Annotated in this window: 26 protein-coding genes and 1 pseudogene; 14 read left to right on the top strand and 13 right to left on the bottom strand. The window is 72.9% G+C overall.

The window, feature by feature from the left end; genetic code table 11:
* Positions 1–12: 12 nt before the first annotated feature.
* On the bottom strand, positions 13–723 hold the full coding sequence (locus DQ392_RS07660; protein WP_114014728.1) for an HAD family hydrolase: 711 nt from the start codon (positions 721–723) through the stop codon (positions 13–15).
* A gap of 251 nt (positions 724–974) precedes the next feature.
* Here DQ392_RS07660 and DQ392_RS07655 point away from each other — a divergent pair, with 251 nt between their 5' ends.
* Entirely contained in the window at positions 975–2975 is a 2001-nt protein-coding gene (locus tag DQ392_RS07655; RefSeq protein ID WP_114014727.1) for a glycoside hydrolase family 84 protein, read from the top strand.
* Positions 2976–3056: 81 nt separating this feature from the next.
* On the opposite strand, the gene DQ392_RS07650 is transcribed toward DQ392_RS07655, so the two are convergent.
* The 5 genes from DQ392_RS07650 to DQ392_RS07630 form a co-directional block, all read right to left on the bottom strand.
* Positions 3057–4178, bottom strand: a complete 1122-nt coding sequence (locus DQ392_RS07650; RefSeq protein WP_114014726.1) for an aromatic ring-hydroxylating oxygenase subunit alpha — start codon at positions 4176–4178, stop codon at positions 3057–3059.
* Positions 4175–5350 (bottom strand): N-methyl-L-tryptophan oxidase, encoded by a 1176-nt coding sequence (gene solA / locus DQ392_RS07645; protein WP_114014725.1) that lies wholly within the window; start codon positions 5348–5350, stop codon positions 4175–4177. The genes DQ392_RS07650 and solA overlap by 4 nt, the downstream gene beginning before the upstream one ends.
* An 80-nt stretch (positions 5351–5430) precedes the next feature.
* Positions 5431–7935 carry a GcvT family protein gene (locus DQ392_RS07640; RefSeq protein ID WP_114014772.1) on the bottom strand — a complete coding sequence of 835 codons (2505 nt, stop codon included), beginning with the start codon at positions 7933–7935 and terminating at the stop codon, positions 5431–5433.
* Between the two features lie 2 nt (positions 7936–7937).
* On the bottom strand, positions 7938–9023 hold the full coding sequence (locus tag DQ392_RS07635; RefSeq protein ID WP_114014724.1) for an S-(hydroxymethyl)mycothiol dehydrogenase: 1086 nt from the start codon (positions 9021–9023) through the stop codon (positions 7938–7940).
* 246 nt (positions 9024–9269) lie between these two features.
* Positions 9270–10073, bottom strand: a complete 804-nt coding sequence (locus DQ392_RS07630; protein WP_114014723.1) for an IclR family transcriptional regulator — start codon at positions 10071–10073, stop codon at positions 9270–9272.
* A 254-nt stretch (positions 10074–10327) separates the two neighbouring features.
* On the opposite strand from DQ392_RS07630, the gene DQ392_RS07625 reads away from it, so the two are divergent.
* On the top strand, positions 10328–10684 hold the full coding sequence (locus tag DQ392_RS07625; RefSeq protein WP_114014722.1) for a bifunctional 3-phenylpropionate/cinnamic acid dioxygenase ferredoxin subunit: 357 nt from the start codon (positions 10328–10330) through the stop codon (positions 10682–10684).
* On the top strand, positions 10681–11865 hold the full coding sequence (locus DQ392_RS07620) for an NAD(P)/FAD-dependent oxidoreductase (protein WP_114014721.1): 1185 nt from the start codon (positions 10681–10683) through the stop codon (positions 11863–11865). The genes DQ392_RS07625 and DQ392_RS07620 overlap by 4 nt, the downstream gene beginning before the upstream one ends.
* Before the next feature lie 223 nt (positions 11866–12088).
* Here DQ392_RS07620 and DQ392_RS07615 read toward each other — a convergent pair whose 3' ends face one another.
* Positions 12089–12763 carry an AIM24 family protein gene (locus tag DQ392_RS07615; RefSeq protein ID WP_114014720.1) on the bottom strand — a complete coding sequence of 225 codons (675 nt, stop codon included), beginning with the start codon at positions 12761–12763 and terminating at the stop codon, positions 12089–12091.
* A 262-nt stretch (positions 12764–13025) separates the two neighbouring features.
* On the opposite strand from DQ392_RS07615, the gene DQ392_RS07610 reads away from it, so the two are divergent.
* From DQ392_RS07610 to DQ392_RS07600, 3 genes are all read left to right on the top strand, one after another.
* On the top strand, positions 13026–13214 hold the full coding sequence (locus tag DQ392_RS07610; protein WP_114014719.1) for a hypothetical protein: 189 nt from the start codon (positions 13026–13028) through the stop codon (positions 13212–13214).
* 29 nt (positions 13215–13243) lie between these two features.
* Positions 13244–14221 (top strand): NAD(P)-dependent oxidoreductase, encoded by a 978-nt coding sequence (locus tag DQ392_RS07605; RefSeq protein ID WP_114014718.1) that lies wholly within the window; start codon positions 13244–13246, stop codon positions 14219–14221.
* A gap of 119 nt (positions 14222–14340) precedes the next feature.
* Positions 14341–15603 carry an alpha/beta hydrolase family protein gene (locus DQ392_RS07600; protein WP_181856321.1) on the top strand — a complete coding sequence of 421 codons (1263 nt, stop codon included), beginning with the start codon at positions 14341–14343 and terminating at the stop codon, positions 15601–15603.
* A gap of 15 nt (positions 15604–15618) precedes the next feature.
* On the opposite strand, the gene DQ392_RS07595 is transcribed toward DQ392_RS07600, so the two are convergent.
* Positions 15619–16992 carry an amidohydrolase family protein gene (locus DQ392_RS07595; protein ID WP_245981241.1) on the bottom strand — a complete coding sequence of 458 codons (1374 nt, stop codon included), beginning with the start codon at positions 16990–16992 and terminating at the stop codon, positions 15619–15621.
* Positions 16993–17107: 115 nt separating this feature from the next.
* On the opposite strand from DQ392_RS07595, the gene DQ392_RS07590 reads away from it, so the two are divergent.
* Positions 17108–17320, top strand: a complete 213-nt coding sequence (locus tag DQ392_RS07590) for a DUF2180 family protein (RefSeq protein WP_114014717.1) — start codon at positions 17108–17110, stop codon at positions 17318–17320.
* A gap of 70 nt (positions 17321–17390) precedes the next feature.
* Here the strand turns inward: DQ392_RS07590 and DQ392_RS07585 are convergent, their stop codons facing one another.
* Positions 17391–18428 (bottom strand): SDR family oxidoreductase, encoded by a 1038-nt coding sequence (locus DQ392_RS07585; protein WP_114014716.1) that lies wholly within the window; start codon positions 18426–18428, stop codon positions 17391–17393.
* 216 nt (positions 18429–18644) lie between these two features.
* Positions 18645–19406, bottom strand: a complete 762-nt coding sequence (locus DQ392_RS07580) for a VOC family protein (protein ID WP_114014715.1) — start codon at positions 19404–19406, stop codon at positions 18645–18647.
* A 324-nt stretch (positions 19407–19730) separates the two neighbouring features.
* Here DQ392_RS07580 and DQ392_RS07575 point away from each other — a divergent pair, with 324 nt between their 5' ends.
* Complete coding sequence (locus DQ392_RS07575; protein WP_114014714.1) at positions 19731–19919, top strand: DUF5133 domain-containing protein; 189 nt, start codon at positions 19731–19733, stop codon at positions 19917–19919.
* On the opposite strand, the gene DQ392_RS07570 is transcribed toward DQ392_RS07575, so the two are convergent.
* Positions 19907–20917 carry a cytochrome c oxidase assembly protein gene (locus DQ392_RS07570; protein WP_425470498.1) on the bottom strand — a complete coding sequence of 337 codons (1011 nt, stop codon included), beginning with the start codon at positions 20915–20917 and terminating at the stop codon, positions 19907–19909. The two genes, DQ392_RS07575 and DQ392_RS07570, sit on opposite strands and share 13 nt — an antisense overlap.
* Entirely contained in the window at positions 20914–21450 is a 537-nt protein-coding gene (locus DQ392_RS07565) for a DUF2243 domain-containing protein (protein WP_181856320.1), read from the bottom strand. The genes DQ392_RS07570 and DQ392_RS07565 overlap by 4 nt, the downstream gene beginning before the upstream one ends.
* Positions 21451–21659: 209 nt before the next feature.
* On the opposite strand from DQ392_RS07565, the gene DQ392_RS07560 reads away from it, so the two are divergent.
* The 6 genes and pseudogenes from DQ392_RS07560 (at position 21660) to DQ392_RS07535 (ending at position 24971) form a co-directional block, all read left to right on the top strand.
* Positions 21660–21860, top strand: coding sequence for a hypothetical protein (locus DQ392_RS07560; protein ID WP_114014713.1), 201 nt, complete (start codon positions 21660–21662; stop codon positions 21858–21860).
* A 104-nt stretch (positions 21861–21964) separates the two neighbouring features.
* Positions 21965–22604 (top strand): annotated as a pseudogene (locus DQ392_RS07555) (helix-turn-helix domain-containing protein); the annotation flags it as partial.
* A 145-nt stretch (positions 22605–22749) separates the two neighbouring features.
* Positions 22750–23304, top strand: a complete 555-nt coding sequence (locus tag DQ392_RS07550) for a sugar O-acetyltransferase (protein ID WP_114014767.1) — start codon at positions 22750–22752, stop codon at positions 23302–23304.
* 277 nt (positions 23305–23581) lie between these two features.
* Positions 23582–23998, top strand: coding sequence for a DUF2267 domain-containing protein (locus DQ392_RS07545; RefSeq protein WP_114014712.1), 417 nt, complete (start codon positions 23582–23584; stop codon positions 23996–23998).
* A gap of 56 nt (positions 23999–24054) precedes the next feature.
* Entirely contained in the window at positions 24055–24378 is a 324-nt protein-coding gene (locus DQ392_RS07540) for a DUF2795 domain-containing protein (protein ID WP_114014711.1), read from the top strand.
* A gap of 86 nt (positions 24379–24464) precedes the next feature.
* Positions 24465–24971: a hypothetical protein gene (locus DQ392_RS07535; protein ID WP_114014710.1), complete on the top strand. Its 507-nt coding sequence runs from the start codon at positions 24465–24467 to the stop codon at positions 24969–24971.
* Positions 24972–25138: 167 nt separating this feature from the next.
* Here DQ392_RS07535 and DQ392_RS07530 read toward each other — a convergent pair whose 3' ends face one another.
* On the bottom strand, positions 25139–26596 hold the full coding sequence (locus tag DQ392_RS07530; protein ID WP_114014709.1) for an NAD(P)-binding domain-containing protein: 1458 nt from the start codon (positions 26594–26596) through the stop codon (positions 25139–25141).
* Positions 26597–26607: the final 11 nt, after the last annotated feature.

Genomic DNA, 26607 nt, shown 5'->3' with positions numbered 1-26607 from the left:
GGGGAGGTCCTCCTAGCCTCCCTGGGGCGCCTGTGGGGAGCTGTTCGCGGGCTCTGTCAGAAGGTCGCGCAGGTCGGGGACGGTGGGGGCGGGGGTCAGCCAGTGGGCGGGGGTGGGGCCGCCCGTGTAGCCGAGGACGGGCATCCGGGCCGCCCGCGCCGCCCGGATGCCGGCCGGGCTGTCCTCGACGACCAGGCACTGCGCGGCGGGCACCCCGCACTCCGCCGCCGCATGGAGGAACACGTCCGGCGCCGGCTTGCCCTCGGCCACGTCCTCGGCGCTGAAGACGCGCCCCGCGAAGCGGTCCCACAGCCCGGTGGCCGTCAGCGAGTGGCGGATGCGTGAGTGGCTTCCGCTGGAGGCGACGCAGTAGGGGACGGAACGCTCTTCGAGGGCGTCCAGGACGTCGCGGACGCCGGGCATCGTGTGCGGGGCCGCGTCGAACGCGGCGGCGACCCGGGCGCGGTACTCCGCCAGCCAGCTCTCGTCCACGGGCACCGTCGCGTGGGCGCGTACCTGTGCGAGGAGGTAGGGCTCCGGAGTGCCCAGGAACCTCTCCAGTACGTCCTGGGGGGTGAGCGGCCAGCCCGCCTCGGTCGCCATGGCGGCCACCACCTCCGGCCCGATCCGTTCGGTGTCGACCAGTACGCCGTCGCAGTCGAAGATGACCAGCCGTGCTGCCGCGAGGGCCTGGGCGGGGGAGGGGCCGAGGGGGGCGTTCATGCGCCCCACCCCATCACACCGCGCCCCGGGTGCCTCCAGCGGGCCGAGCGGAGGTCCGACCTCTCGGCGCGTGCACCGGACGCGGACCTGGCCCAGGGACGGAACGCGGAGGGAATACAGCGGAGGGAAAACGGGGGAGAAAAAGTGGAGAGAAAGAGCCCACCGTCTTGACGAGTGGACCAGACCACTCGAAGCTGACATCCGATCAATCAGCGTACGCCGCCCACGCACCCGTATCTCACGGAGGCCGCATGTCCGCCGCTGACGGAGTCCGCATCAAAGTCCTCGCCCTCGGTCTGGCCCTGCTCGCCGCAGGGGTCCCGGCGGTGGCGTCCGCCGCCGGCGGATCTGACGGAGGGAGCGGAGGGGGCGGAGCGGGCCGCACCGGCGGTGCCGACGCCGCGCTGCCCACCGTCTCACCCACCCCGCAGCACGCCGAACGCGCGGGCGGCGACGTCCGCGTCCCCCGCACCGCCGAGATCGTCGTCGGCGAGGACACCGACGCCGCGGCCCGCCGCCTGCTCACCGACGTGCTCAAGGCGGGCGGCGTCCGCTCACCCGAGGTCCGCGACAAGCCCTCAGGCCGCGCCCGGCTGACGGTCCTGCTGGGCGAGGCGACCAGGGACGACATAGCCGAGGCGCTGCGCGGCACCGCGGCGCCCGACCACGCCGAGGGATACGCCCTCAGGGTCTCCAGGGCGGGCAAGCGCCACGACGGCGGTACCGTCGCGCTGGGCGGCACGGACGCGGCCGGACAGTTCTACGCCGTGCAGACCCTCCGCCAGCTGATCACCGAGCGCCACGGCCCGCGCCGCATCGCGGGCGCCGCCATCAGCGACCACCCCTCGATGCCGCTGCGGGGCACCATCGAGGGGTTCTACGGGCCGCCCTGGACCCAGGCCGAACGCCTGGACCACGTGCGGTTCCTGGGCGACACGAAGGCGAACACCTACGTGTACGCGCCCAAGGACGACCCCTACCACCGGGAGAAGTGGCGCGAGCCCTACCCCCAGGACAAGCTCGCCGAGCTGGGCGAGCTGGTGGAGGCCGCCCGCGCCCACCACGTCCGCTTCACCTTCGCCGTCTCGCCCGGCACCTCGATCTGCTACTCGGACCCGGACGACGTCAAGGCCCTGGAGGCGAAGCTCCAGTCGCTCTACGACCTGGGCGTGCGCGACTTCTCCGTTCCGCTGGACGACATCAACTACACGAAGTGGAACTGCGACGGCGACCAGGACACGTACGGCGCACCCGGCCGCGCCCCGGCCGCCGAGGCACAGGCCGGCCTTCTCAACGCCGTCCAGCGCGGCTTCCTGGCCGAGCACGAGGGCACCAGGCCCCTCCAGACGGTCCCCACCGAGTACGGCGACCTGACCGAGACCGCCTACAAGAAGACGCTGCGCGAGAAGCTCGACGCCGACGTGGAGGTGATGTGGACCGGCACCGACGTGGTGCCGCCCGAGATCACCGACGAGCAGGCGCAGAAGGCGTCCGAGCTGTTCGGGCGCAAGGTGTTCGTCTGGGACAACTACCCGGTCAACGACTTTGAGCAGACCAAGGGCCGGCTGCTGCTGGCCCCGTACGACAAGCGGGACGCGGGCCTGTCGGAACACACCAGCGGCCTGGTCTCCAACCCCATGAACCAGGCGGGCGCCAGCAAGCTCGCCGTCTTCACGATGTCGGACTTCTCCTGGAACGACCGCGGCTACGACCGCGACCGCTCCGGTGCGCAGGCCGCCGCCTACCTGGCGGGCGGGGACGCGCGGAGTGCCGCGGCGGTCCGCACCTTCGTGGACCTCAACCACATGGCCCCCACCTTCGGTGAGGAACCCTGGCAGCCGCAGTCGCCGAAGCTGGCCGCCCGGCTCGACGGCTTCTGGGAGCGCTACGCCGACGACCCGGCAGCCGCCGTCCGCGGCCTGCGCCCCGTCGCCGACGACATCCGCCGCGCGCCCGCCCGCATCCGCGACGGCGTCCAGGACCGCTTCTTCCTGCACGACGCCGGCCGCTGGCTGGACGCCACCGAGCTGTGGGGCGAGGCCATGGGGCAGGGACTGCGGGTGCTGACCGCGCTGCGGAACGGCGACGACGAGGCGGCCGAGGCCGCCCGCGCGGCCATGGACGAGGCGGCGGAGAAGGCCTCCGCCCTCACCGTCGACCCCGACGAACACCACCAGGTCGGCCCGGTCAGGATCGGCGACCCCTACCTCGCCGACTTCCTGGCCGGCGTCCGCGACCAGCAGGACGGCTGAGGCGGCGGTGGCGTGAAGACGGGGCCGGCGACCCGGGCGGTGCGTTCCCCGCCCCGGTCGCCGGCCCACCACCGGTGTCACTCAGCCTGGCCCCTCCAGTCGTCCCGTCACCCACGCGTGGAACTCCCCGATGTGGTGCTCGCTGGGGACCAGCACGCCGCCGTCGCGGTAGGCGCGGGAGGACATGGCGGGCTGGGTGCGCTCGCAGGCGTCGAAGTCCTGGACGTTGACGCGGTGGAAGAGCTCCACCGAGCGGTCCAGATCGGTGCCCTCCGCCACGACCTCGGGCGCGTAGAGCCAGTCGCACTCCACGACGGTGCGGTCCTCGGCCAGCGGGAACATCCGGTGCCAGATGACGTGGTCGGGAACCAGGTTCACGAAGACCTGCGGGCGCACGGTGACCGCGTAGTAGCGGCGGTCGTGGGCGTCGGGCACGCCGGGCAGCCGCGCGAACCCCGCGCTCCCGTCCACCGTGAACCCCTGGGCCTCGGCGGCGAACTCGGGACCGTGGCCCACGAAGTACTGCGCGGCGAGCCCGTCGGCGAACTCCGGCAGCACCTCCGTCAGTTCGGGGTGGATGGTGGCGCAGTGGTAGCACTCCATGAAGTTCTCGACGATCAGCTTCCAGTTGGCCGCCACGTCGTAGGTGTGCCGCCTGCCCAGTGCCAGCGACTCGATCGCGTAGTGCCCGATGACGTCGCCGCCGCCGAGCCGGCCGGCGACGTCGCCCATCACCGTCTCCTCGAACGACGGTGGCTCTTCGGCCAGACACACCCACGCGTACCCCAGCCACTCCCGCAGCGCCACGGTGTGCAGCCCGTAGGAGCCGCGGTCCACGTCCGGCATCCGCGTGAGGTTGGGGGCGGCCGTGAGCTTGCCGTCCAGGTCGTACGTCCAGGCGTGGTACGGGCATTGCAGGCTGCGCCGCACCTCGCCCGCTTGTTGTGTGCACAGCCTGGCGCCGCGGTGGCGGCACACGTTGAGGAAGGCCCGCAGGTCTCCGCGCCGGTTGCGGGTGACCAGCACGCTCTCGCGGCCCACCTGGACGGTGCGGTAGGCGCCGGGCTTGTCGAGATCGGCCGAGCGGACCGCGCAGAACCACTCGGTCTCGAAGATGCGTTCCTGCTCGCGCCGGAAGTTTCCCGGATCGGTGTAGCGGTCACCTGGCAGGGTCGCCAGCAGGCTGCCGACGGCGGTCGTCATGGTGCGGTCACTCCCTCGGGCTTCACGGACTGCCTCAGCGGGTCGAAGAGGGCGATCGGATGTTCGGTGGCGCCGGTGAGCGCCAGGTCGGCGACGATCTCGCCGATGACGGGAACGAACTTGAAACCGTGCCCGGAGAAGCCGCACGCCACCGTGACCGCATCCGGGTGCTCGGGGTGGCGGGCCAGCACGAAGTGCTCGTCCGCCGTGGTGGTGTACATGCACGCGACGGCCCTGCGCAGGCTGCCGGGCAGGTCGGGCAGGCGGGGCCGCAGCTGGGCTGCCATCGCCTCCGCCTCCCGCCGGCCGACCGTGCGCTCCAGGGTCTCCGGGTCGCAGACCGAGCCCTTGCGGAAGAAGGCGACCTTCGCGCCGCCGTCCGGGCCCTCGATCGCGGGGAAGCCGTAGATCTGCACCCCTTCGCCGTCCTCCCACACGTAGATGGGGTGCCGCTCCGGCTCGAACGCCGCGGTGCCGCCCCGCGGATGGAACCAGTACATGACCTGCCGCTCGATGGTGAAGCCGACACCGAGATCGGCCAGCAGGCGGGGCGCCCACGCGCCGGGGCACACCACCAGGTGCCCCGCGGTGTAGACGTCGTCCACCGTGTGGACGCGCACGCCCTTGCCGCCCGGCAGCACCTCCCACCGGGTCACCGGCTCCTCGAACCGCAGATCGGCGCCCGCCTGCCGGGCGAGCTGGACGTGCGCGGCAACCGTCGCCTCGGGCCGTACGAAGCCGGCCCTCTCCTCGTACAGGGCCACCTCGTCGGGGCCCGGGGTGAGCGTCGGGAAACGCCGCCGCACCTCGTTGGCGTCGAGCATCTCGTGGGGGAGCCCCCACTGCTGGGCCGAGAGCCGGCTGCCCGCCACGGTGCGGCTGTCCGGGCGGCCCAGCATCACCCCTCCGCACAGGGTGGCCAGGGTGCGTCCCGTGTCGCGCTCCAGCTTGGCGAACAGTTCGTAGGAGCGCAGCAGCAGGGGAACGTAGGCCGGGTCCTCGAAGTAGGACTGGCGGGTGATGCGGGAGCCGCCGTGGCTGGAGCCGCGGTTGTGGGCCGGGCCGAAGCGCTCCAGCCCGAGGACCCGGTGGCCTCGGGCCGCCAGATGGTAGGCGGCGGCACTGCCCATGCCGCCGAGGCCGATGACGATGACGTCGCGGGTGACTGACACTGCGGGCCTCCTGTTCGTGGGCCCCCTGCCCCGCCCTTCCCGTCTCCTCGGGAAAACGGGAAGGGAACGCAGGTGGGGGATCAGCGGCGGATGCGGGCCATCTCGGGGTCGAACAGCGGCTCTGCGGCGACCGTCGCGGCGACCTTCTCGCCGAAGTACTCGACGGACACCGCCGTACCCGGCGCGGCGGCGCCGGCCGGCAGCCACGCGTACGCCACGCACCGTCCCACGCTGTAGCCGTATCCGGCGCTGGTCACGTACCCGGCCACCACCCCGTCGAGGTGGACGGGCTCGCTGCCCATGACGAGCGCCGCGGGGTCGTCGAGAGTGAGGCAGACCAGTCTGCGTGCCGCCTGGCCGCGGGCGGCGAGCGCGTCGAGACCGACGAAGTCGCCCTTGGACGGGCGGACGGCGAAGGAGACACCCGCCTCCTCGGGGGTGTGCTCCGTGGTCATGTCGGCACCCCAGGCGCGGTAGCCCTTCTCCAGCCTGAGGCTGTTGAAGGCGCTGCGCCCCGCCGCGATGACGCCGAGCCGCTGCCCGGCCTCCCACAGGGTGTCCCACAGCCGCAGCCCCACATCCGCGTCGGCGTACAGCTCCCAGCCCAGTTCGCCCACGTAGCTGACCCGCAGCGCGGTGACCGGCACGTGTCCCACGTACGTCTCGCGGGCCTTGAAGTAGCCGAAGGCCCCGTGGGAGAGGTCGGCCGGGGACAGCGGCTGCACCAACTGCCGGGCCAACGGCCCCCAGACACCGACGCAGCAGGTGCCGGAGGTGATGTCGCGTACCTGTACGCCCTCGGGCGCGCGGCGGATGAGCCAGTCCAGGTCCGCCGGGGTGTTGGCGCCCAGCTGCCAGCGGTCGCGGCCGAGCCTTGCGGCCGTCAGATCGCTGCGGATACCGCCTGCCTCGTCCAGCAGCAGGGTGTAGGTGACAGAGCCTGGCCGCTTGTTGAGATTGTTGGTCGTCATACGCTGGAGGAAGTCCAGCGACCCCGGCCCTGTCACCTCCAGCCGCCGCAGCGGCGTCATGTCGTAGAGGGCCACCCGCTCGCGGGTGACCTCGGCCTCCGCGGCGGCGATGGGGGACCAGTGCTGCGCCGACCAGGCGTCGCGCTCGGGCAGCTCCCCTTTCAGGTCCGCGACCAGCGGTGCGTTGGCCTCGTACCAGTGGGGCCGCTCCCAGCCGCCCGACTCCAGGAAGTGGGCGCCGAGTTCCCGCTGGCGCGGATAGAAGGGGCTGGTGCGCAGCGCCCTGGCCCGCTCGGACGGCTGGAGGGGGTGGATCACGTCGTAGACCTCGACGAAGCTGCTGACGCCCCTCTCCCGCACGTACGCGGGGGAGCGCTGCGCCTTCTCGAACCGGTGCAGGTCGCACTCGTGCACGTCGACGGTGGTGCGCCCTTCGGTCATCAGCTCCGCGACGGCGCGGGCGGCGCCCGCCGAGTGGGTGACCCACACCGCCTCGGCGAGCCAGAATCCGCGCAGGGCGCGGGACTCGCCCAGCAGGGGCATGCCGTCCGGGGTGAAGGAGAAGACGCCGTTGAAGCCCTCCTCGACGTGCGAGGCGGCGAGCCGTGGCAGCACGCGGCGCGTCTCCGTCCAGCTGGGGGCGAAGTCCTCCGCGGTGAAGGGGAGCGAGGAGGGCATCACCGGTGCCTCGTCGAACGCCGGCACCGCGTACGGGTCGACGGGCAGCGGGCGGTGCGCGTAGGTACCGATACCGATGCGTCCGGGGCCGCCCGCGGGGTCGAGGTGCTCGCGGTAGTAGAGGTCGTGGTCCTGGTGGCGCAGCAGGGGGCGCACGGCCTCCGCGCCGTCCGGCCCCGCCCCGGTCAGCTCTTGCAGCGGCGCCGTCTTCGCGTACTGGTGCGCGAGCGGCAGCAGCGGGACGTCCACCCCGGCCATGGCGCCGATGACCGGGCCCCAGAAACCGGCCGCCGAGACCACGTGGTCAGCGGGGAAGGTGCCCCGGTCGGTGACGACCCGCGTCACCCGGCCGCCCTCCCGTTCGATGCCGGTGACCGTGTGCCGGTCCCGGAAGCGGGCGCCGCGCCGCCGGGCTCGCTCGATCTGCGCGTGGCAGGCGAGCTGGGCGCGGGCCAGCCCGTCGCCCGGGGTGTGGAAGCCGCCGAGCACGGTGCCGGCGTCCAGCAGGGGGAAGAGCTCGGCGCACCGGGCGGGCCCCACCAGTTCGCCCTCCACGCCCCAGGCGGCGGCGAGCCCCGCCTTGCGGTGCAGGTCGAGCCGGCGCGCCTCGGTGGAGGCGACCTCCAGCCCGCCGACCGGCAGGAAGCAGGAGCGCCCGTCCACGGTGAGTGAGCTGAACTTCTCGACGGTGTAGCGCGCGTACTGCGTCATCGTCTTGGAGGCGTTGGTGCGGAAGACGAGTCCTGGCGCGTGCGAGGTGGAGCCGCCGGGCGCCGCCAGCGGGCCCTGTTCGAGGACGGTCACGTCGCGCCAGCCGCGCGCGGTCAGTTCGTCGGCCAGCGAGCAGCCGACGATGCCGGCACCGATGATGACGACGCGCTCCGTACGCGGGGGCGCGGCGTGCGGGCCGGAAGGGACGACGGCCGGTTCAGGGATGTTCACAGCACCACCACCGATCGCAGCACCTTGCCGCGCTGCATCCGTTCGAAGGCGACCTCGACCTCGTCCAGCGCGACCGTCTCGGTGACGAAGGCGCCCAGGTCGAGCTTGCCGCTGAGATAGAGGTCGATCAGGACGGGGAAGTCCCTGCTGGGCAGGGAGTCCCCGTACCAGGAGGACTTGAGGGCACCGCCCCGGGAGAACAGCTCCTGGAACGGCAGCTCGATGGTCGCGCCCGGCGCCGGCACCCCGGCCTGGACGAGCACGCCCGCCAGGTCCCGCATGTGGAAGCCCTGGAGGTAGGTCTCGGGGCGGCCGACGGCCTCGACGACGAGGTCGGCGCCGTGCCCGCCGGTCAGTTCGCGGACCGCCGCGACGGGGTCCGTGCCGCGCGAGTTGACGCTGTGGCTGGCCCCGAACCGGGCGGCCACGTCCAGCTTGGCGTCGTCGATGTCGACGGCGATCACCCGGCGCGCCCCGGCCAGCGAGGCGGCCGCGATGGCCGCGTTGCCGACACCGCCGCAGCCGATGACGGCGACGGTGTCGCCGTTGGCCACCTGGCCGGTGTGGACGGCCGCACCCCAGCCGGCCATCACGCCGCAGCCGATGAGCCCGGCGGCCTCGGGGCGCGCCGCCGGATCGACCTTCACGGCTTGGCCCGCGTCGAGAAGGGCCTTCTCGGCGAAGGCGCCGATGCCCAGCGCCGGGGTGAGCGGGGTACCGTCCAGCAGCGTCATCGGCTGCCGGGCGTTGCGCGAGTCGAAGCAGTACCAGGGCCGCCCCTTGCGGCAGGCGCGGCAGCTTCCGCACGGTGCGCGCCAGGCGAGGACGACGAAGTCGCCGGGGCGCGGATCGGTGACGCCGGGGCCCGTCTCCTCGACGATGCCCGCGGCCTCGTGGCCGAGCAGGAACGGGAAGTCGTCGCTCACGGCGCCTTCCCTGTAGTGCAGATCGGTGTGGCAGACACCGCATGCCTGGACGGAGACGAGGACCTCTCCGGGCCCTGGATCCGGTACCAGGACCGGCTGCACCTCGGCCGGGGCATCCTTCTTCATCGCGATGACAGCGCGGACCTCGTGTGGCATTCCCAGACCTCGCATTGTTGCGTAGTGCACGACTGGTTGCGCTATGGGAGACATAGTGAGAACGCCGTCCGCCGCCGTCAAGAGAAGACGATCAGCGGTTCCTGACGAGGTGTCATAAACGCGAACTGCGGGCCCGGGTGATGCCGGACCCGCAGTTATGGGAGGTCGGGGCGGTGCAAAAGCTGATGCCCCATCAGAAAATCGTGAGGCTCCCGGGCGCTCGCCACGCCGTGGAGCAACCGGGGCTCAGTACGCGTACCCCATGCGGCGGGACAGATCCTGCGCCGCGGCCACCGTGCGCTTGGCGACCTCGTGCAGTCGCTCCGGCTCCAGCCGGTAGGACGGCCCCGAGACGCTGATCGCCCCGATGACCTTGCCGTCGTGCGCCCGCACCGGCGCCGCCACCGCGTGCAACCCGATCTCCAGCTCGTCACGCGCCGACGCAAAACCGTTCTTGACCACCGATCCCAGCTCCGCCCGCAGCTCGGCGGGCGAGACGACGGTGTGATCCGTCAGGCGCGGCAACTTCCTGGCCAGCACGCTCTCCTGCACCGACTTGGGCTGATGCGCCAGCAGCGCCTTCCCGCTGGAGGTGGCGTGCAGCGGTGTCCGTCTGCCCAGCCAGTTCTGGGCGGTCACCGACGACGAACCGCGCGCCTGCATGATGTTGACCGCCGCGTCGTCGTCGAGCACCGCGATGTTCGCCGTCTCACCGGCCTCCTCGGCCAGCTCCCGGCACACCGGTGCGCCCTCCTGCGAGATGTCCAGCCGGGAGGCCGCGGCCCCCGCCAGCCTCAACACCCCCGGGCCCAGGTAGTACTTTCCGCGATCCTGCTCCTGGGAGACCAGGCCCCTGGCCTCCAGCACCCCCAGCAGCCGGAACGCCGTGGACTTGTGGACGCCCAGCTCCTCGGCGATCTCGGTCACTCCCGCGTCGGTGTGCCGGGCGAGAATCTCCAGCACGCTCACCGCGCGGTCGACCGACTGGACAGAGGCAGCCGCTCCTCTGGACTGCCTGCCCGACCCTGTGTCCTCCGTCTTTTCGCTCATCTGCTCAACGTCACCGCCTGGTGGCCTGGTTGGTGGTACTCGGTTGCCGGCGCGCGTCCGCGCCGCCTCCTCCGTCACGTCCCGGCGGAGGTCGTCGGCGGGTGCTTGACGTGAAGCCTTCCCGCTTGGATTCTGTTGCGCATCACGCTCCATCGTGCGCGATACGGAACTCGGATAGTAGCGAAGTGCATGCCCGCACCACCCCGGCCCTCCACAGCCGGGGGCCGCAGACCCCGCTCGCGAGGTGAATCACAGTGATACCCGTCTGTCGCCTTGAGGACCTGCCCGCCGGTGAGTCCGTCCGCCTCGACCTCGAACCTCCCATCGCCGTCTTCAACGCCGACGGCGAGCTGTACGCCGTCGACGACACCTGCACCCACCAGGACGCGTCCCTCTCCGAAGGCTGGCTCGAGGGCTGTCTGGTCGAATGCCCGCTGCACGCGGCTTCATTCGACCTGCGCACCGGACGCCCCACCTGCCTCCCTGCCCGCAAGGCGGTGCGCACCCACCCGGTGAGCGTGCTCGAGGGCACCGTCTGGGTACACGTCGAGACCGACCAGGCCGCACACCGACCGCAGACCGCGACCGCCACACAGGGGAGCGCCGCATGAGGACCATCACCGTGATCGGCGCATCTCTCGCAGGACTCCACACCGCGCTCGCGCTGCGCGCGGAAGGCTACGCAGGACGCCTGGTGATCGTAGGGGAGGAGCACCACAGGCCCTACGACCGCCCTCCGCTCTCCAAGGAATTCCTCACCGGAGCCCTGACCGCCGAGAAACTCTCCCTCGCCGACGCGGAGGAGATCGCCGAACTCGACGCCGACTGGCTGCTGGGCACCCGCGCCGAGGGGCTCGACCCCCCGGCCGGCGGCGTCACGCTCACCGGCGGGCGCACCCTGGCCACCGACGGTGTGGTGATCGCCACGGGAGCCACCCCCCGCGCGCTGCCGGGTGAGCGGCTGGAGGGCGTCCACACGCTGCGCACCCTCGACGACGCGGCCGCGCTCCGCGAGGACCTGAGCCGCGGCCAGGTGCGGGTGGTCGTCATCGGTGCCGGCTTCATCGGCGCCGAGGTCGCCTCCTCCTGCGCCACGCTCGGCCACGACGTCACCGTCGTGGAGGCAGCAAAGGCGCCGCTGCTACCGCAACTCGGCGCCCGTATGGCCGCGTTCTGCGCCGACCTGCACACCGACCACGGCGTCACGCTGCTGACCGGCACCGGCGTACGCGGACTGCACGCCGAAGGCGCGCCGGGCGGCGGGCAGGGCGGCCGGGTCGGCTGGGTGGAGCTGGCCGACGGCCGGTTCCTGCCCGCCGACGTCGTCCTCGTCGGAATCGGCGTACGCCCGGCCACCGACTGGCTGACCGGCTCGGGCCTCGCGCTGGACGACGGCGTCGTCTGCGACGCGGGCGGAGTCACCGCGCTGCCCGGCGTGGTCGCGGTCGGCGACGTGGCGCGCACGGCGGGGCGGCGCGCCGAACACTGGACCAGCGCCATGGAGTCGGCCGCCGTCGCGGCCCGCAACCTGCTGGCCGGCGCGACGGTTCAGACGTACACCGCGCTGCCCTACTTCTGGTCCGATCAGTACGGCATCCGCCTCCAACTGGCGGGCCGGCGCGGCCCGCACGACACCGTACGCCTCGTGGAGGGCGCCCCCGAGGACCGCAGCTTCCTGGCCGTCTACGAACGCGACGGCACCACCACGGCCGTCCTCGCCGCCAACCGCCCCCGCCCCTTCACCCGAGCCCGCCGCGAGCTCGCCCGCGAGGGAGGACTGGCCGCGGTGTGAGGACCTCCACGACGTGTCCGACGCGCGCCACGAGCCGGCCGGCCGGCTCGTGGGGTGAGCGCCCGGCCGCGCGGCGGTGACGCCTCCCGCCCTGTGAGGGCGGGGGGCTCGCGTGCTCGTGCGGCCCCGCACCCAGCGCCCCCCCCACCCAGCGGTCTCCTGCCCGGCGGATGTGCGCGCGGGTGGGCCTCAAGGCAGGCGCGTGGGCCCGCCCGGCAGGGCGTCAGTTGCTGGTCTGGGCCGGTTGCTTCTCGCTCGGGCGGACGATGACGAAGCCCTCACCGTCCAGCCGCAGCTGCACGGCCTCTCCCGAACCCCCGCGGATCATCGACCCGAAGCTCTGCGAGCGGTGCAGCGAGGTGTGCAACTGGGCGCTCCAGCCCACCACCGCGTCGGTGTCCACGAACACCGGCGCCTGCTGGGACACCGGAATCACGATCGGCGTGCCCTCGCAGATCACCCCGAGCCTGCCCTGGCCGGAGAAGACGCTGTTGAACAGGCCGCCGCCGGTCATCCCCGCGCCCTTGACGACGCCGATCTCGTAGTGCAGGCCGGCGTCGAAACACAGCACGTTGCGGCCGTTGACGGTGAGCGAGTCGCCGGGAGCTATGTCGACGACGAAGCAGTTCTCCGCCTCGTGCGCGAACCACGCCTCCCCCTGCCCGCTGATCGACATCAGCGCGAGGCCCTCGCCGGTCACCTGCCGCTTGAGGAAGTTGCCGACGCCCTGCCCCTTCTTCTCGAACTTGAGGTTCCCCCGGAAGGCCACCATCGAGCCCTGCCGCGCGTAGCACTCGCCGTTGACCGTGTACTTCACACACTTGTCGTTCTGCAGCTCCATCCCCGGTGCGGAGGGCGGCTGCGCCATGTTCTTCGAAGCGAAGAGATCACTCTGCATGGCTGTATGTTTCCCCGGAACGCGCCGCTGAGCCAGTCCCGCAGGGCGAGCGCGTGGCGACCCGTTTCTCCGCCACCTGCCCAGCCCTGCCACGCCCCATTTGAGACCTGGCGACCTCACGCCCCCCGTCTCGCGGGTCGGCTTCGCCGTCAAGTCCCCAAAAGCACTTCAATGAAAAAATGGAAGGCGAAGGTGTCGAGGGGACTCCCGCCCCCAGGACACCTGTGCGCACGGGCGGGAACACATACGGGAAGGGGCAGGCGTGAAGTTCGTACTCGAGGTCGACATGGCGCACATGCACGGCAAGGAGGAGGCCGTGGCCGAGTTGGGCCGCGTGCTGCGGTACTGGGGTGGAAATCTGCGCCACTACGCGCTGGAGGAGGGGGATGCCGCCGAGGTGTACGACTCGGACTACCGTGAGATCGGCAGCTGGCGTGTGACCGCGGCCTGACGGCGCGGACGAGGCGAGAAGGTGGACGGATGACGACTGCGGGCGCTGACCCCTTGCGGATCGGACACGAGCTCGACGGCGCGGTCGTCACCGTCGACCCCGCTCTACCCGAGCGGGTGCGCGAGGGCGTCGAGGAGATCGTCGGACGTCCTGTCGCCACCGGCCGCGGGCCCCGGGTGCACATCGGCCCGCACTTCCCCGAGCTCGCCGAAGGGGAGCGGCTCTTGTGGGTGCACAGCACCAACGCGGGCGTCGACGCGCTGCTGAAGGCACGTACGCCGTGGCCGCGCGAGGTGCTGCTGACCCGCACGGTCGGACGCATGGGGGAGCGGATCGGACAGTACGTCCTGGCGTGGGTGCTGGCCGAACTCCAGAACGTGCCCGGATTCCTGGACCAGCACACCCGCCGCACCTGGCACCGGCTGCCCACCGAACTGGCCGACGGCGCGCTCGCGGTCGTCCTCGGAGCAGGCCGTATCGGCACCGCCATCGGGACCGCGCTGCAACAGTGCGGTGTCCACACGGTCGGGGTGGCGCGGAGCCCGCGCGAGATGCCCGGCTTCGACAGCGTCGTTCCGCTGGGCGTCCCCGAAGAGCCGGGGGGCGGCCCCTCGCGGGAACTGGCCGACGTGCTCGCGAAGGCGCGCTGGGTGGTCAACGCGCTGCCCCTCACGCCGCAGACCCGTGATCTCGTCGGTGCCGGTCTCCTCGGCGCGCTGCGCGGCGCCACGTTCATCAACGTCGGCCGCGGGGAGACGGTCCTGACCGACGCGCTCGCCCGGGCCCTCGACGAGGGAACGGTCGGACACGCCGTACTCGACGTCCTCCCGAAGGAACCCGCGCCGCCCGCCGACCCGGCCTGGGACCTCCCCCGCACCACCCTCACCTGCCACTCCGCGGGACCGACGACCCACCAGGACGTCACCGCCGATTTCCGCGCCGCGTGGCAGGCCCTGCGCGCGGGTGAACTCCCCGCGCTCACCGTACGGGTGTCGGCCGGGTACTGACCCTTCACGGACCGGAACGCCGGGCCCCCGGGCCCGGCCTGGGCACTGACGAAAGTCAGGCAAGTGACCTGCCGATCGTCGGTGCCCGGCACCCCGGCGGCCTTCCTACGCTCCCGCACATGCTTCTCCACTCGCCTCGCGGGAGGGCGCTCGCCGTTCTCCTCTCCGCCTGCCTGCTCACCCCGGCCGCCGTCGCCTGCGCCCCCGCAGGGGCCTCCTCCCGGGCGGCCGGCTCCGACCTGTCCGCGCCCGGCTCCGGCGAGCACCGGGACACACGCCTGTCCCTTCCCCGCCCCACCGGCCGGTACGGGATCGGCGGCACGACACTGCACCTGACCGACACCGCGCGCCGCGACCCCTGGGTGCCCTCGGCGGGGGACCGCCAGGTCATGGTCTCCCTCCGCTACCCGGCGCGGCACCGCAGCGGTCACGGTGCGCGGATGCCGTACATGTCGGCCAAGGAGGCGAGGCTGCTCCTCGAAGGGCAGAAGCTGGACAAGCGCCTGAAAGCCGGGCAGCTGGCCTCCACGCGCACCCACACCCGCCAGGACGCACGTCCTGCCGAAGGCAGGCACCCGCTGATCCTGCTGTCACCCGGCTTCACCCTGCACCGCGCCACCCTCACCGTGCTGGCGGAGGACCTGGCCTCGCACGGTTACGCGGTCGCACTCGTCGGCCACGCTTACGAGTCGTTCGGCTCGACGTTCCCCGACGGCGACTCCTCGCGCACCCTCACCTGCGTCGCCTGCGAGACCGTCGAGAAGGCGCCCGACGACGACGGGGAGAAGAGGATACTGGCGCGGGCCGCACGCACCAGGGCGGCCGACCTCTCCTTCGTCGTCGACGAGCTGACCCGGCAGCCGGGGAAGACGGGCCGGGGCCAGACCGCCCCCCACGGCTACAGCCGTCTCATCGACCCCCGCCGCATCGGGGCCGCCGGGCACTCGCTGGGCGGCAACGCGGCGGCCGTGGCAGCCGGTACGGACCGCCGCGTCCGCGCCGCGGCCGACCTCGACGGCAGCTCCTTCGCCCCCGTGCCCCGCGCCGGAACGGGTCGCCCCCTCCTGATGCTCGGCACCCGCGAAGAACACACCCCGCAGGCCGACGACCGCACCTGGCCGCGCCAGTGGAGCCGCCTCCACGGCTGGAAGCGCTGGCTGACGGTCGCCGGCGCCGGACACTTCTCCTTCAACGACCTCCCCATCCTGGGCGGCCTGTTGGGAATGAGCGACCCGTCGGCCCCGCTGTCCGGCGAACGCTGCCGGGAGATCACCACCGACTACGTCACCGCGTTCTTCGACCAGCACCTCCGCGGCCGGCACCGCTCCCTGCTGAACGCCCCGACGAAAACCAACCCCGAAGTCACCTTCCACAACCCGTGACCGGTCACCGTGTCGCTACGTCCCGTCCTCCAGCCCCTGGATGCGGCGGGCGTGGTGGGCGTGGGTGGTGAGCATGTCGTGGGTTCGGGCGTGGGGGAGGGTGAGGGAGCCGTCCTCGACGAGGGGGTGGCCCTGGACGAGGGTGTGGCGCGGGCGCACGGGGCCGCAGCGGAGCCACGCCTCGACCGGGTCGGTGTGCGCGCCGGCGAAGGCGAACTCGTCCAGGTCCCAGACCACGACGTCCGCGGGGGCGCCCGGTGCGAGGCGGCCCAGGCCGTCCTCGCGGCCCAGGCAGGCGGCCGCGTCGACGGTCGCGGCCCGCAGGATGTCGCGGGCGGTGGCCGCCCCGGCGCCGCCGCGCTCCCGCGCGGCGGTCAGCGCCGTGCGCGCCTCCAGCCACAGCGAGGCGTGGTCGGTGGAGGCGGAACCGTCGCAGCCCAGGCCGACGGTGACGCCCGCGTCACGCAGAGCGGGCAGGCTCGCGGCCCCCGCGCCCAGCATCATCGTCGATCCCGGACAGTGGGCGACGGCCGTGCCCCAGCGTCCCAGCCGCTCCCGCTCCCACGGCTCGGTGAAGATGAAGTGCGCGACCCAGGCGCGGTCACTGCCCCAGCCCACGTGCTCGAACTGCTCGACGGGGCGGCGGCGATAGGTCTCGCGGCAGTACTCCTCCTCGCCGAGGGACTCGGCCAGATGTGTGTGCAGTCGTACGTCCAGCCGCTCGGCGAGGCGGGCCGTCTCCACCATCAGGCGTTCGGTCACGGCGGCCTGTGTGGAGGGGGCCAGGGCGATGCGGAGCATCGATCCCGGTGCCGGGTCGTGGTAGGTGCGCACGAGGCGTTCGCTGTCGGCCAGGATCTCCTCGACGCTTTCGGTGAGCTGCGCGGGGGCCGGACCGCCGTCCTTCTCGGACAGGTCGAGGGCGCCCCGTGCGGGGTGGAACCTGAGCCCCACGTCGCGGGCCGCGCGGATCTGGGCGTCGATGAGCCGGGGCCGCGGGTGCGCGTAGAGCATGTCCGTGGTGGTGGTGCAGCCGCCCAGCGCGAGTTCCGCCAGCCCGACCCAGGTGGAGACCTCGACGGCTTCCTCGTCCACCGCGGCCCAGAGGGGGTAGAGCGCCTTGAGCCAGTCGAACAGTTCGTAGCCGGTGGCGGGGGCGTAGGCGCGGGTGAGGTTCTGGAAGATGTGGTGGTGGGTGTTGACCAGCCCCGGGGTGACCAGTGCACCGCGTGCGGTCAGTGTGCGGGCCGCTTCGGGTTCCTCGCCGGCGCGTCCGGTGCCCGCCACCGTGCCGCCGTCGAGGGCGACCCAGCCGCCGGGGATGTCGTCCCCCGCCATGGTGACGACCGCTTCCGCGTCGCGGATGAGTGTGTCGGTCCGGTGGTTCACGGACAGCTCCTCGTCGGTTGTGCGTGCATGCGTGCGGGGCCGTGCCGGGGGGAACTCGCGAACGGTCGGGCCTGAGGGCGCCGAGTGAGACGGAAGAGCCGGGAAGAGAGGCGTCATGCACTGCTACGACTGCTTCAAGGAAGGCACCGAGAACACGGCCGTCGCCGTCTGCGTCGACTGCGGCGCGGGCGTGTGCACGCGCCACCTGCACGACGAGCCGGAGCCGGTCCGACGCTCCAGCGCGACCGGCCGGGTCTGGTCGCCGCACGACGCGCGCCGGATGGTCTGCCTCGTCTGCCACGAGTCGCTCCAGCAGAACCCACACTGAGTCTCCCGTGCGGCGACGTGCGGCCGAGCCCCGTACGCCTGCCGGCCGTTCGGGGCCGGCCCGTCCGGGGTCAGTGCCGCACCGTCCGTGCCACCGCTGCCGCCCCCGCGGCAGCGGCCGCCGCCGTGCCGAGCGCGGCGAGCAGACCGTGGTGGTGTGAGGCCCACAGCTGGTAGCTGCGCTCGGACGCCTCGTCGTCGAACTCCCCGTGTGCGCCGTAGTCGTGCTGCTGGTCGGCGGGCTTCCACAGGTTGTCGGGCTGGGAAGGGGCGCGCTCGTGGTCGGTCTGCTGCCCCTTGAACCCGGTCAGGGCGAGGTAGCGGTCGAGGAGCCCGGGCGCGAACTTGTCGCCCAGCAGGGTGCCCACGGTGGATCCGCCGACCCAGTACTCGCGGCGCCGCGGGTGGTCGGCCGCGTACAGGACGCCGCGCGCGGCGACCTCTGGCTGGTACACGGGCGGGACCGGGCGGGGGTTGCGCGGCAGCCGTGACTTGACCCAGGTGAACTGCGGGGTGTTGAGCCCGGGCAGCTGCACCATCGTCACGCTGACGCCGCTCTTCGCGTGGAGCAACTCGCAGCGCAGCGACTCGTGAAAGCCCTGGATGGCGTGCTTGGCCGCGCAGTAGGCGGCTTGCAGCGGGATGCCGCGGTAGGCCAGTGCGGAGCCGACCTGCACGATGGTCCCCTCGTCGCGGGGCTCCATGTGCCGCAGCGCGGCCAGTGTCCCGTGGACGAAGCCGAGGTAGGTGACCTCCGTCGCCCGGCGGAACTCCTCCGCGCGCACCTGGTTGACGGGTGCGAAGACGGTGGAGAACGCCACGTTCACCCACACCGAGATCGGCCCGAGTTCCCGTTCGATCCGTTCGGCCGCCGCGTCGACGGCCGTGTGGTCGCTGACGTCGACGTCCAGCGGGAGGGCGGTGCCGCCCGCGTCGCGTACGTCGTCGGCGGCGCGTGCGAGGCCCTCCTCGCCGCGGGCGATGAGGGCGACGTGGGCGCCGCGCGCCCCGAAAGCCCTGGCCGTCGCCCGGCCCACCCCGCCGCTGGCGCCGGTGACCACGACGACCTGGCCGTCCGCTCCCGCCGGACTCGACTGCGCTCGGCTCATCGGCACACCCTTCCTCGTCTTCACGCACGTCACGCGTCTTCGGGTACTTCACGCGTTTTCACGTGTACGCGTGAACCGTGTGTACGCGTGTCTTCACGTGTCTGCGCGTACGGGCGGCCCCGTGGGGTGGGGCCGCCGCGTTCTGCCGTGTGCGGCGGCCCACCGGGTACCCGCGTACGCGGCCTCGGTCACACGCCCCGGGCTCCGGGCATCTCCTCACGGGCCGAGGAGGGAGAACAGACCGCCGTCCGGGTCGCGTACCGTCGCGTAGCGGCCGTGGGAAGCGTGCTGGACGGGCGAGATCACCGTGCCGCCCGTCTTCTCGGCGGCGGCCAGCGCGGCGTCGATGTCGGTGGCGCGGAAGTAGACGTCCCAGCGGGTGCGCCGCTGCGGGTCGGGCGCCGCCTCGACGCCACCGCCGCGCAGCCCGGCGACGGTCTCGCCGTCCACCAGGATGTGCACCTCGTCCTGCTGCTCCTCGTAACTGACGCCATGGCTGGGGTTCTTCGTCCAGTCGAGCACCTCGCCGTAGAAGAGCGCCGCGGCGAAGGCGTCACTGGTGTGCAGTTGCAGCCAGGCCGGCGCCTGTCCCGCGCCCACCTCCCAGCCGCGCGGCAACTCGCCCTGCCACAGGCCGAACGCCGCACCGTGGGGGTCGGCGGCCATCACGGCGCGCCCCTCGCCCACGCGCAGCGGGCCCACGGCGACCGTGGCACCGCGTTCGCTGATGCGCTCGCAGGCCCGGTCGGCGTCGTCGACGGAGAAGAAGACGGTCCAGCGGACGGGCAGCTGCCAGGAGACGGCGGCTTCGTTGAAGCCGGCCACCGGCGCCCCTTCCCTGGTGGCGGTGCGGAACCCCGGGCCGAGGGGGCTGTCGACGAAGGACCATCCCAGTACGGCGCTGTAGAACTCCTCGGTGGCCCGCCGGTCGCGGACGGTGAGGCTGACCCAGCATGGCACTCCGGGTACGGAATCCATCACGACACCTCTAGCCTCCTGGGCGTTCCTCTCTCGCGTCTCGTCGTGTGTTGCGGTTGGGCTCGCGCTTACCTGTGCGACTTCATCCTTCCTTCCCGGGCGCCGGGCTGCCCCCAGCGGCGTCCTGCTGCGCGATTCCTGTGCACCGTGGTGCCCCTCGTCCGAAGAGGTGAAACAAGGACGAGAATGTACGATTTTGTGAGTTTTGCTCTTTCTGCTGCCGGGTACTGGGCGGGATGCGCCGATTCCGCGGCGACCGCCGCGTTGGCCCCTCTTCACCCCTACTCGTCGAGCGCCGTCGCGCGCCTTCTGGAGGAACCCGCCATGATGGCCCACCCCGACACCCTGCGAGAGCTGCTCGACCGCTACGAGAAGCTCCGCGCCCGCCCCGGCCATCCTCAGGAGCTGGACGACGTCTCGTACACGCTGTGCGTCTCGACGAACACCCGCGACATCCGCGAGGCGCTGCGCGCCGCACGCGAGCACATCGCGAGCGCCGCTCAGGCGGCCTGAGCGTCCGACCGCCGCGCCCCGTCCGCATCGGTCAGCGGCTCCCCGGCGGGCGGGCCGTGCGCCCCGGACCGTACGCGTGCCGGCCACGCCCGTGGGGACGCTTCCTGTCCGGACCGTGCTCGTACGGGCCGTTTCCGTGCCGGCCCCGCCCGTCCGGGGCGCCACGTGGCCACCACCGCGCCTGCCAGCAGCAGCTCGGCGATGTCGCCGCCGTAGTACATGAGTTCCGCGCCTCCCCGCACCTGGCCGACGGGTGCGGGGATGTCGATGAGGAAGCCTCCGTACATCAGCTGGGACAGTACGGCGTGTCCGGCGATGGCGGCGCCCAGCAGCACCAGCCGTGCGGGCACTTCGGGGCGGGCGGGCGCCGGGTCAGGTCCCGCGACCACCCAGGCGAACAGGCAGCCGGCCGCCAGGAAGTGGAGGTGCAGCAGCCAGTGGCCCCAGGGCTGGGCGGTGGCCGCCCCGTACAGCGGTGTGCAGTAGAGGACGGCGAGGGAGCCGGTGTTCAGCAGCAGGGCCGTGACCGGGTGCGTGAGCACGCGGACCGGGCGGCTGCGCAGAAGTGAGGTGAGCGTCCGCGCGCGTGCCCCCGGAAGGGTGCGCAGCAAGAGAGTGACCGGCGCTCCGAGTACCAGTGCCACGGGCGCGTACATCCCGATGAGCAGATGTTGCGCCATGTGACCGCGGAAGTCGCCGTGCGCCCACGGGGCCAGTGGCGGCAGTACGGCGGCTGCCACCAGCCCGCATCCGGCCAGGAAGCTCGCGGACCGCCAGGCGCTCCACTCGCGCCGGGGGCCGCGGCGGTGCGCGCGGCGTACCAGCAGCAGGTAGCCGAGCGCGGGGACGAGAGCCGCCAGGGCGGGCAGCAGCATGCCGGCCATGTCCAAGCCGCCGGCGCCGTGCCCGGGTCCGTGCCCGTCGCCGGGGTGCGCGTGGGCGAGGGCCGCCGCCGGGCCCGCCGGGTGCGGGGGCGGCGGTGCCGTGCCGTCCGTCATACGAGCCTGCCGTCCGCGTCCAGGGAGCGTCCGCCGCGCTGGATCAGATGGCCGACGACCAGCAGCACGGCGCCCAGCACCAGGAAGCCGATGTCCCACCACAGCTGGTACGGGCCGCCGTGCACGTGGTGGATGCCCAGGATCTGGTGGTCCAGCAGCCCCTCCACCACGTTGAACAGGCCCCACCCCGCCAGGATCCAGCCCCACAGCACCCGTGAGGTCCACACCCGGCGCCGCCCGTGCGTGACCCGCGCGTACAGGACGGCAAGCCCGATCAGCACCGCGAGCCAGCAGACGGTGTGGAAGATGCCGTCCCACACGGTGTTCATCTCCAGCCCCGAGACCGTGCGGGGCGAGTAGTACTTCACCCCGATGCGGTCGTCGTTGGTACTGGTCAGCATGTGGTGCCACTGGAGGAGCTGGTGCAGCAGGATTCCGTCGACGAAACCGCCGAGCCCCACCCCCAGCACGATCCCCGGAAGCCGCAGGCTCACCGGCTCCCTCCCGTCCCGGATTCCGTCCGTCACGGCCATCGCTCGCCTCCGCCTCAGCCTCCGCCGCACGTCGTACGCCGGTCGCCACGGGTTTCCCGCCCCCGGCGGGGCCAGTCACTTCCGGCCGCGTTTTCCACCGACCGGCCCAGCGTTTCTCCGGCATCCGGCGTGGGAACAGCGGAGCGCGAGCGGGCGGCGGCACAGCTGAGCCGCCGGTGACCGCTGCCGATGCGAGGGAGGTGAGCGCAGTGCCGGAACCCGGCAGCAAGAGCTACGACAAGCACCGTGCGCGGCGCCGGAAGGACCAGGAGAGGAGCGGCCACACCGACGCGCAGGAGGCGAACGAGGCGGCCAAGCGGGAGATGGAACGCGATCCGCACTGGCGGCCCACGGGCCCGCGTACGGAGCGCGGCCGTGGACCCAAGGGCGAGCGCCCCGGCAACGAGTGACCGAACGTAACGAGCGGACCGGCTGGACCGAGTGGACCGGCCGGACCGGGTGGTGACCGTCCGCTCCCCGCCGTCCTCGCGCAGCGCGATGCGCAGTGCGCCGTCCCGACGCGCTGTTCGTCGACGACGGCGACATCCTCACCGCCGCGAGCAGCGCCGCCGCGCTGGACCTGGGCCTGTACGTGGTGCACCGGGACCACGGCGCCGAGGTGGCCAACGCGGTCAGCAGGCGCCTTGTCTTCGCGGCGCACCGGGACGGCGGGCAGCGGCAGTTCGTGGAGCGGCCGCTGCCGCCCGTCCCCCAGGAGTCGCTGGCGCCGCTGCTGGCCTGGGCCGCGGAGCGGCTGGCCGAGCCGCTGACGGTCGCCGACCTCGCCACCCGGGCACGCGGTGGGTCAGGCCACGCTCCACCGCAGGTTCCGGGCCCAGTTGGGCACCACGCCGCCGGCCTGGCTGACCGGTGAACGCGTCACGCTGGCCTGCCGGCTGATCGCGCGCGGTGAGGAACGGCTCGACGTCGTCGCCCGCGACAGCGGCCTGGGAACGGCGGCCAACCTCCGTGCCAGGCTGCGCCGCGAGACGGGGCTGAGCCCGACGGCGTACCGCAGCGCTTCGGACGGGTCGAGCTGCCGGGACCCGCGCCCACAGGAGCGCGGAGCCGGGCGGCGCCGTAGCCCGTCGTGGCGACGTACCGGACGGCCCTGTGACCGACCGGATGCGGCTGACCTGCCTTACGCGGAGTAGTTGGAGACCGCAAGAGGTGTTTGCGTCGAGAGTCGCCGGAAGATTTCCGGGGCTTTTCCGCGCCCGTCGCCCAACAGGTCTGCAAGAGTGGCACTCGAACGGAAACCGGCCTGCTCACCGCAGTAAAAGGAGCTTTGTGGGCGAGATGGGCAACAACAAGGAGCGCATGCTGGCGGGGGAGTGGTACCTCCCCGACGACGACGAGTTGCAGGCGGCGACCGAGCGGCGGGCCGAGCTGTGCGCCGCCTACAACGCCGCGGGCGCCGCCACGGCCGCCGAGCGCCGCTCGGTACTCCAGGAGCTGGTCGGCGAGCTCGGTGAGAGCGTGACGATCCGGCCGCCGTTCTACTGCGACTACGGCACCTACCTGTCCATCGGCGCCCACACCTTCATCAACTTCGGTGCCGTCTTCCTGGACGCCGCGCCCATCACCATCGGACGCAACGGGCAGATCGGCCCCAACGTCCAGCTGCTGACGCCCACCCACGAGCTGGACGCCGAGCGGCGGCGGGCCGGCTGGGAGAAGGCGGTGCCCATCACCCTCGGCGACAACGTGTGGCTCGGCGGCGGAGCCATCGTCTGCCCCGGGGTGACGATCGGCTCGGACACCGTCGTCGGGGCCGGCTCCGTGGTCGTGGGAGACCTGCCTGCAGGCGTCCTGGCCGTCGGCAACCCGGCCCGCGTGGTGCGGAAACTGTGACCGGGACGCTGTGCGCCGTGACCGGCTCCCGCCGCTGAAACCCCACCGCTGACGCCCCACCGCTGACGTCCCACCGCTGACTTTCCCTCGCTGGTCGCCTCGCCGCCGACGCCTCCGCTCCCGCACGGTCGCTCCGCTCCGTATCCAGCCGTGCGGGCCCGCGTGAGGGCCGTGGCCGACGGCGCCCGCGGCCGATGTGCGACCCGTGCGAGCGGCGCGCATGCTGGAAAGCGACGCGCGTTGGACCGCTTGAGTGACATGAGTGAGGTGAACGGCTATGCAGCACGACGAGTTCATCGGTCAGGTGCAGGCGCGGGCCCACCTGAACAGCAGAGGAGCGGCGGAAGCCGGAACGCGGGCCACCTTGGAGACGCTGGCCGAGCGCATCCCGGCCCCGATGGCGGAGAAGCTCGCCGCGCAGCTCCCCACCGAGCTGGGAGAGCACCTGCGCCGAGTGGAGCTCGCCCCCGACGAGCCCGTCACCGGCGTGCGGATGGACCGCCACGAGTTCTTCGACCGGGTGGCGCGGCGCGCCAGGACCGACCCGCCCAAGGCCGTCCACGAGGCCCGCACGGTCGTCGAACTGCTGGAGGAGGCCACGCAGGGCGCGTTGACCGAACGCATCCGCCAGTCACTCGACGAGGAACTCGCCTCCGTCCTGTTCTCGGGCAGCACCGGCACCGCCGGAACCTGAGCCGAGCCGCGAGGAACGGCAGGCGAAGGCGTCGGCTCAGAAAGGCAGCGAGCAGCATGAGCACTGCGCACACCACCGTCGACCAGGTGCTGGCCGCGCTCGGCGACGTGGATTTCCCGGCGGACAAGGACGAGCTGATGCGGGCTGCGTCGGAGGCGGGTGCCTCGGGCGAGGTCCGCGTCGCACTGCGCGGCATCCCACCCGAGGAGTACGCCAACCGCGAGGAGGTGGCACGCTCCGTCCGCGTGGACCCCGACTCGGACCTCGACCTCAGCCCCGCACAACGCGCCGAGCAGGCCAGACTGGGCGGCAAGCACCGGCAGTCGGAGCACCTGCGTGAGGTGCCCAAACCACCGGTCGAGGACGAACTCGACCGCTGAGCTCGGACCGCTGGGCAGGCACCCGCACACCGACCGCGACACAGCAGCCCAGCCCGGCACCTACAACGAACCGTGGGAGGACCCTCATGGTGCGCAAGAAGGTCGAAGGCGACGAGGAACAGCGGCGCGCCGCGGCACACAAGGCCCACCGCGACGAGGAGCCGCCCAGCGCCCGCAGCGTGACGACGGGAGCGTCCAAACAGCGTGCCCACCGCGCGGGCCCGTCGGCGCGGCAGGACGAGGAGATGCTGGCCCAGCGGCAGGGCAAGCAGGGCCACAGCGCGGAGGCGCCCAGCCCCGCGCCACGCGGCGGGGTCGGCCCTGCGGAGCCGCGCAGCCCGTACCAGGGAAGGGGCAGGCCCGGCTACTCGCAGGAGCACGAAAAGGTCTTCCGCGCCCTGGTCACAGCCGAGGAGCAGCACGGCGGCGAGGCGGTCAGTCTGGAGGACGTCTCACGAGAGGCGGCGATGCCCAGGAACCGCACCCGCACGATGATGCACGACCTGGTGACCGTGCATCACCTCGCCACCGAGCTACAGAGCACCGACACTCCCGACGTCGACTCGCGCTACGAGAGCAAGCCCGGGCGCTGAGCGGGCGACCGTCCCGGCCGGGCGACCGTCCTGGCCGGGTGACCGTCCTGGCCGGGTGACCGTCCTGGCCGGGTGACGGTGCGGCCGGGTGAGGGCAGCACCGTCACCCGGCCGGCCCCGGGGGCCGACCGGGCCGCGGAAGCGGGGCACCGGAAGACAGCGCCCGGTCACTCCGCCCGGCCGCCGCCGCCCCTCCTCGCGTCCACCGCCTCCGCCGCGTCCTTCGCTCCGCTGACCGGCGCGGGCAGTCGCCCCGTGCCGTCCCCGGAAGGGCTCGGAGTCCCGCCGGCGGGCCGGGTGTGGCGCCGGCCGCTGAGCGGTCCCCGCACGACCTGCTGCTCTCGCTCCCACGTGTCGCGGACGGGCGGCACACCCGTGCCGGCCGTCGCCGCCGACGACTCGGCCCTGTGCCGCAGCACGCCCTCCAGCAGCCGTGGCGCCGTGAACGACGCCCCGTGCACGAAACGCATCGCGGGCCCGAACGAGGGAGCCGTCAGCAGCCCGGCGAAGAACAGCCCCGGGCAGGAGGACTGGAAGCGCGCGTCCAGCCAGGGCGCGTCTCCGGTGCCGACCCGGCGCAGCCCCTCGCGCAGCGAGGAGTCGAGCATGCCGAGCCGGGACAGGTCGGGGGTGAACCCGGTGGCGGCCACCACGTGATCGGTCTCCAGGGTGGAGGCCGTTCCGTCCGCCGCCGCCAGCCACAGCCGCACCCGTTCGCCCAGCACGCCGCCGACCCGGCGGACACCCGGCGCCGTCCGGTCGGCAGCCGTGATCGTGTGCCCCAGGAGCGCCGGCACGGCCGTCTCGAAGCGCTCCCGCAGCCACCAGGCGCCCGCGGGGCCCAGCGCGTTGCGGGCGATGTGCAGCCGCGTGGCGGCGGGCAGCCGCCGCACCGCGGACGGCAGCCGGGACCACACCCAGCTGGGCCAGCCGGTGCCCAGCGCGCTGTGCGGGTCGCGCAGCGCCGTGAGCCGGCCGCGCGCCAGCGGCTGGGGAGGCGCGTTCCAGTCGATGCGGGGCGCCCGGGCGACGACCCGCACGCGCGCACCCTCCTCCGCCAGCAGCGCCGACGTCTCCAGCGCGGCCTGCCCGGCACCCACCACGGTCACGTCCTTGCCCGCGAACCGGCTCAGATCGCGGTGGTGGGTGCTGTGGCTGACCAGCTCGGCGGGGAGGCCGCCGAGCACGGGTGGCCGCTGGGCGAACGGCAGCACGCCGACGGCCAGGACGACGGCGCGCGACATCAGCCGCTCGCCCTGCGCCGTCTCCAGCAGGAACCCCTCGACGCGGGGGGAGACCCGTGTCACCGTCTGCTCGTCGGCGGGCGGCGCCGCGTTCCGGCCGAACCAGGCGCCGTACTCGGTGAAGGTGTCCAGCGGCAGCGGGCTCCCGTGCGCGACCTCGATACCGCGCTCGGCACAGTAGCCGGCGAGGGTGTGGGTGCCCGAAGGGTCGGACAGCGCGGAGGCGTCGGGCTCCGACTTGAGGAACATGCCGCGCGGCATGTGGTCCCGCCACGACGCCATCGGTCTGCCCAGCAGCCGCAGGTTGAGCCCGGCGGCTGCGGCGTGCGAGGCGACGGACAGTCCGTAGGGGCCGGCGCCCACCACGACGAGGTCGTACATGGGTTTCCTTC

The sequence above is a fragment of the Streptomyces reniochalinae genome, assembly GCF_003323735.1.
In the GTDB taxonomy this organism is placed as follows: domain Bacteria; phylum Actinomycetota; class Actinomycetes; order Streptomycetales; family Streptomycetaceae; genus Streptomyces; species Streptomyces reniochalinae.
Note: the sequence above shows the minus strand (reverse complement) of the source record. Positions and strands in the feature narration are given on the sequence as shown.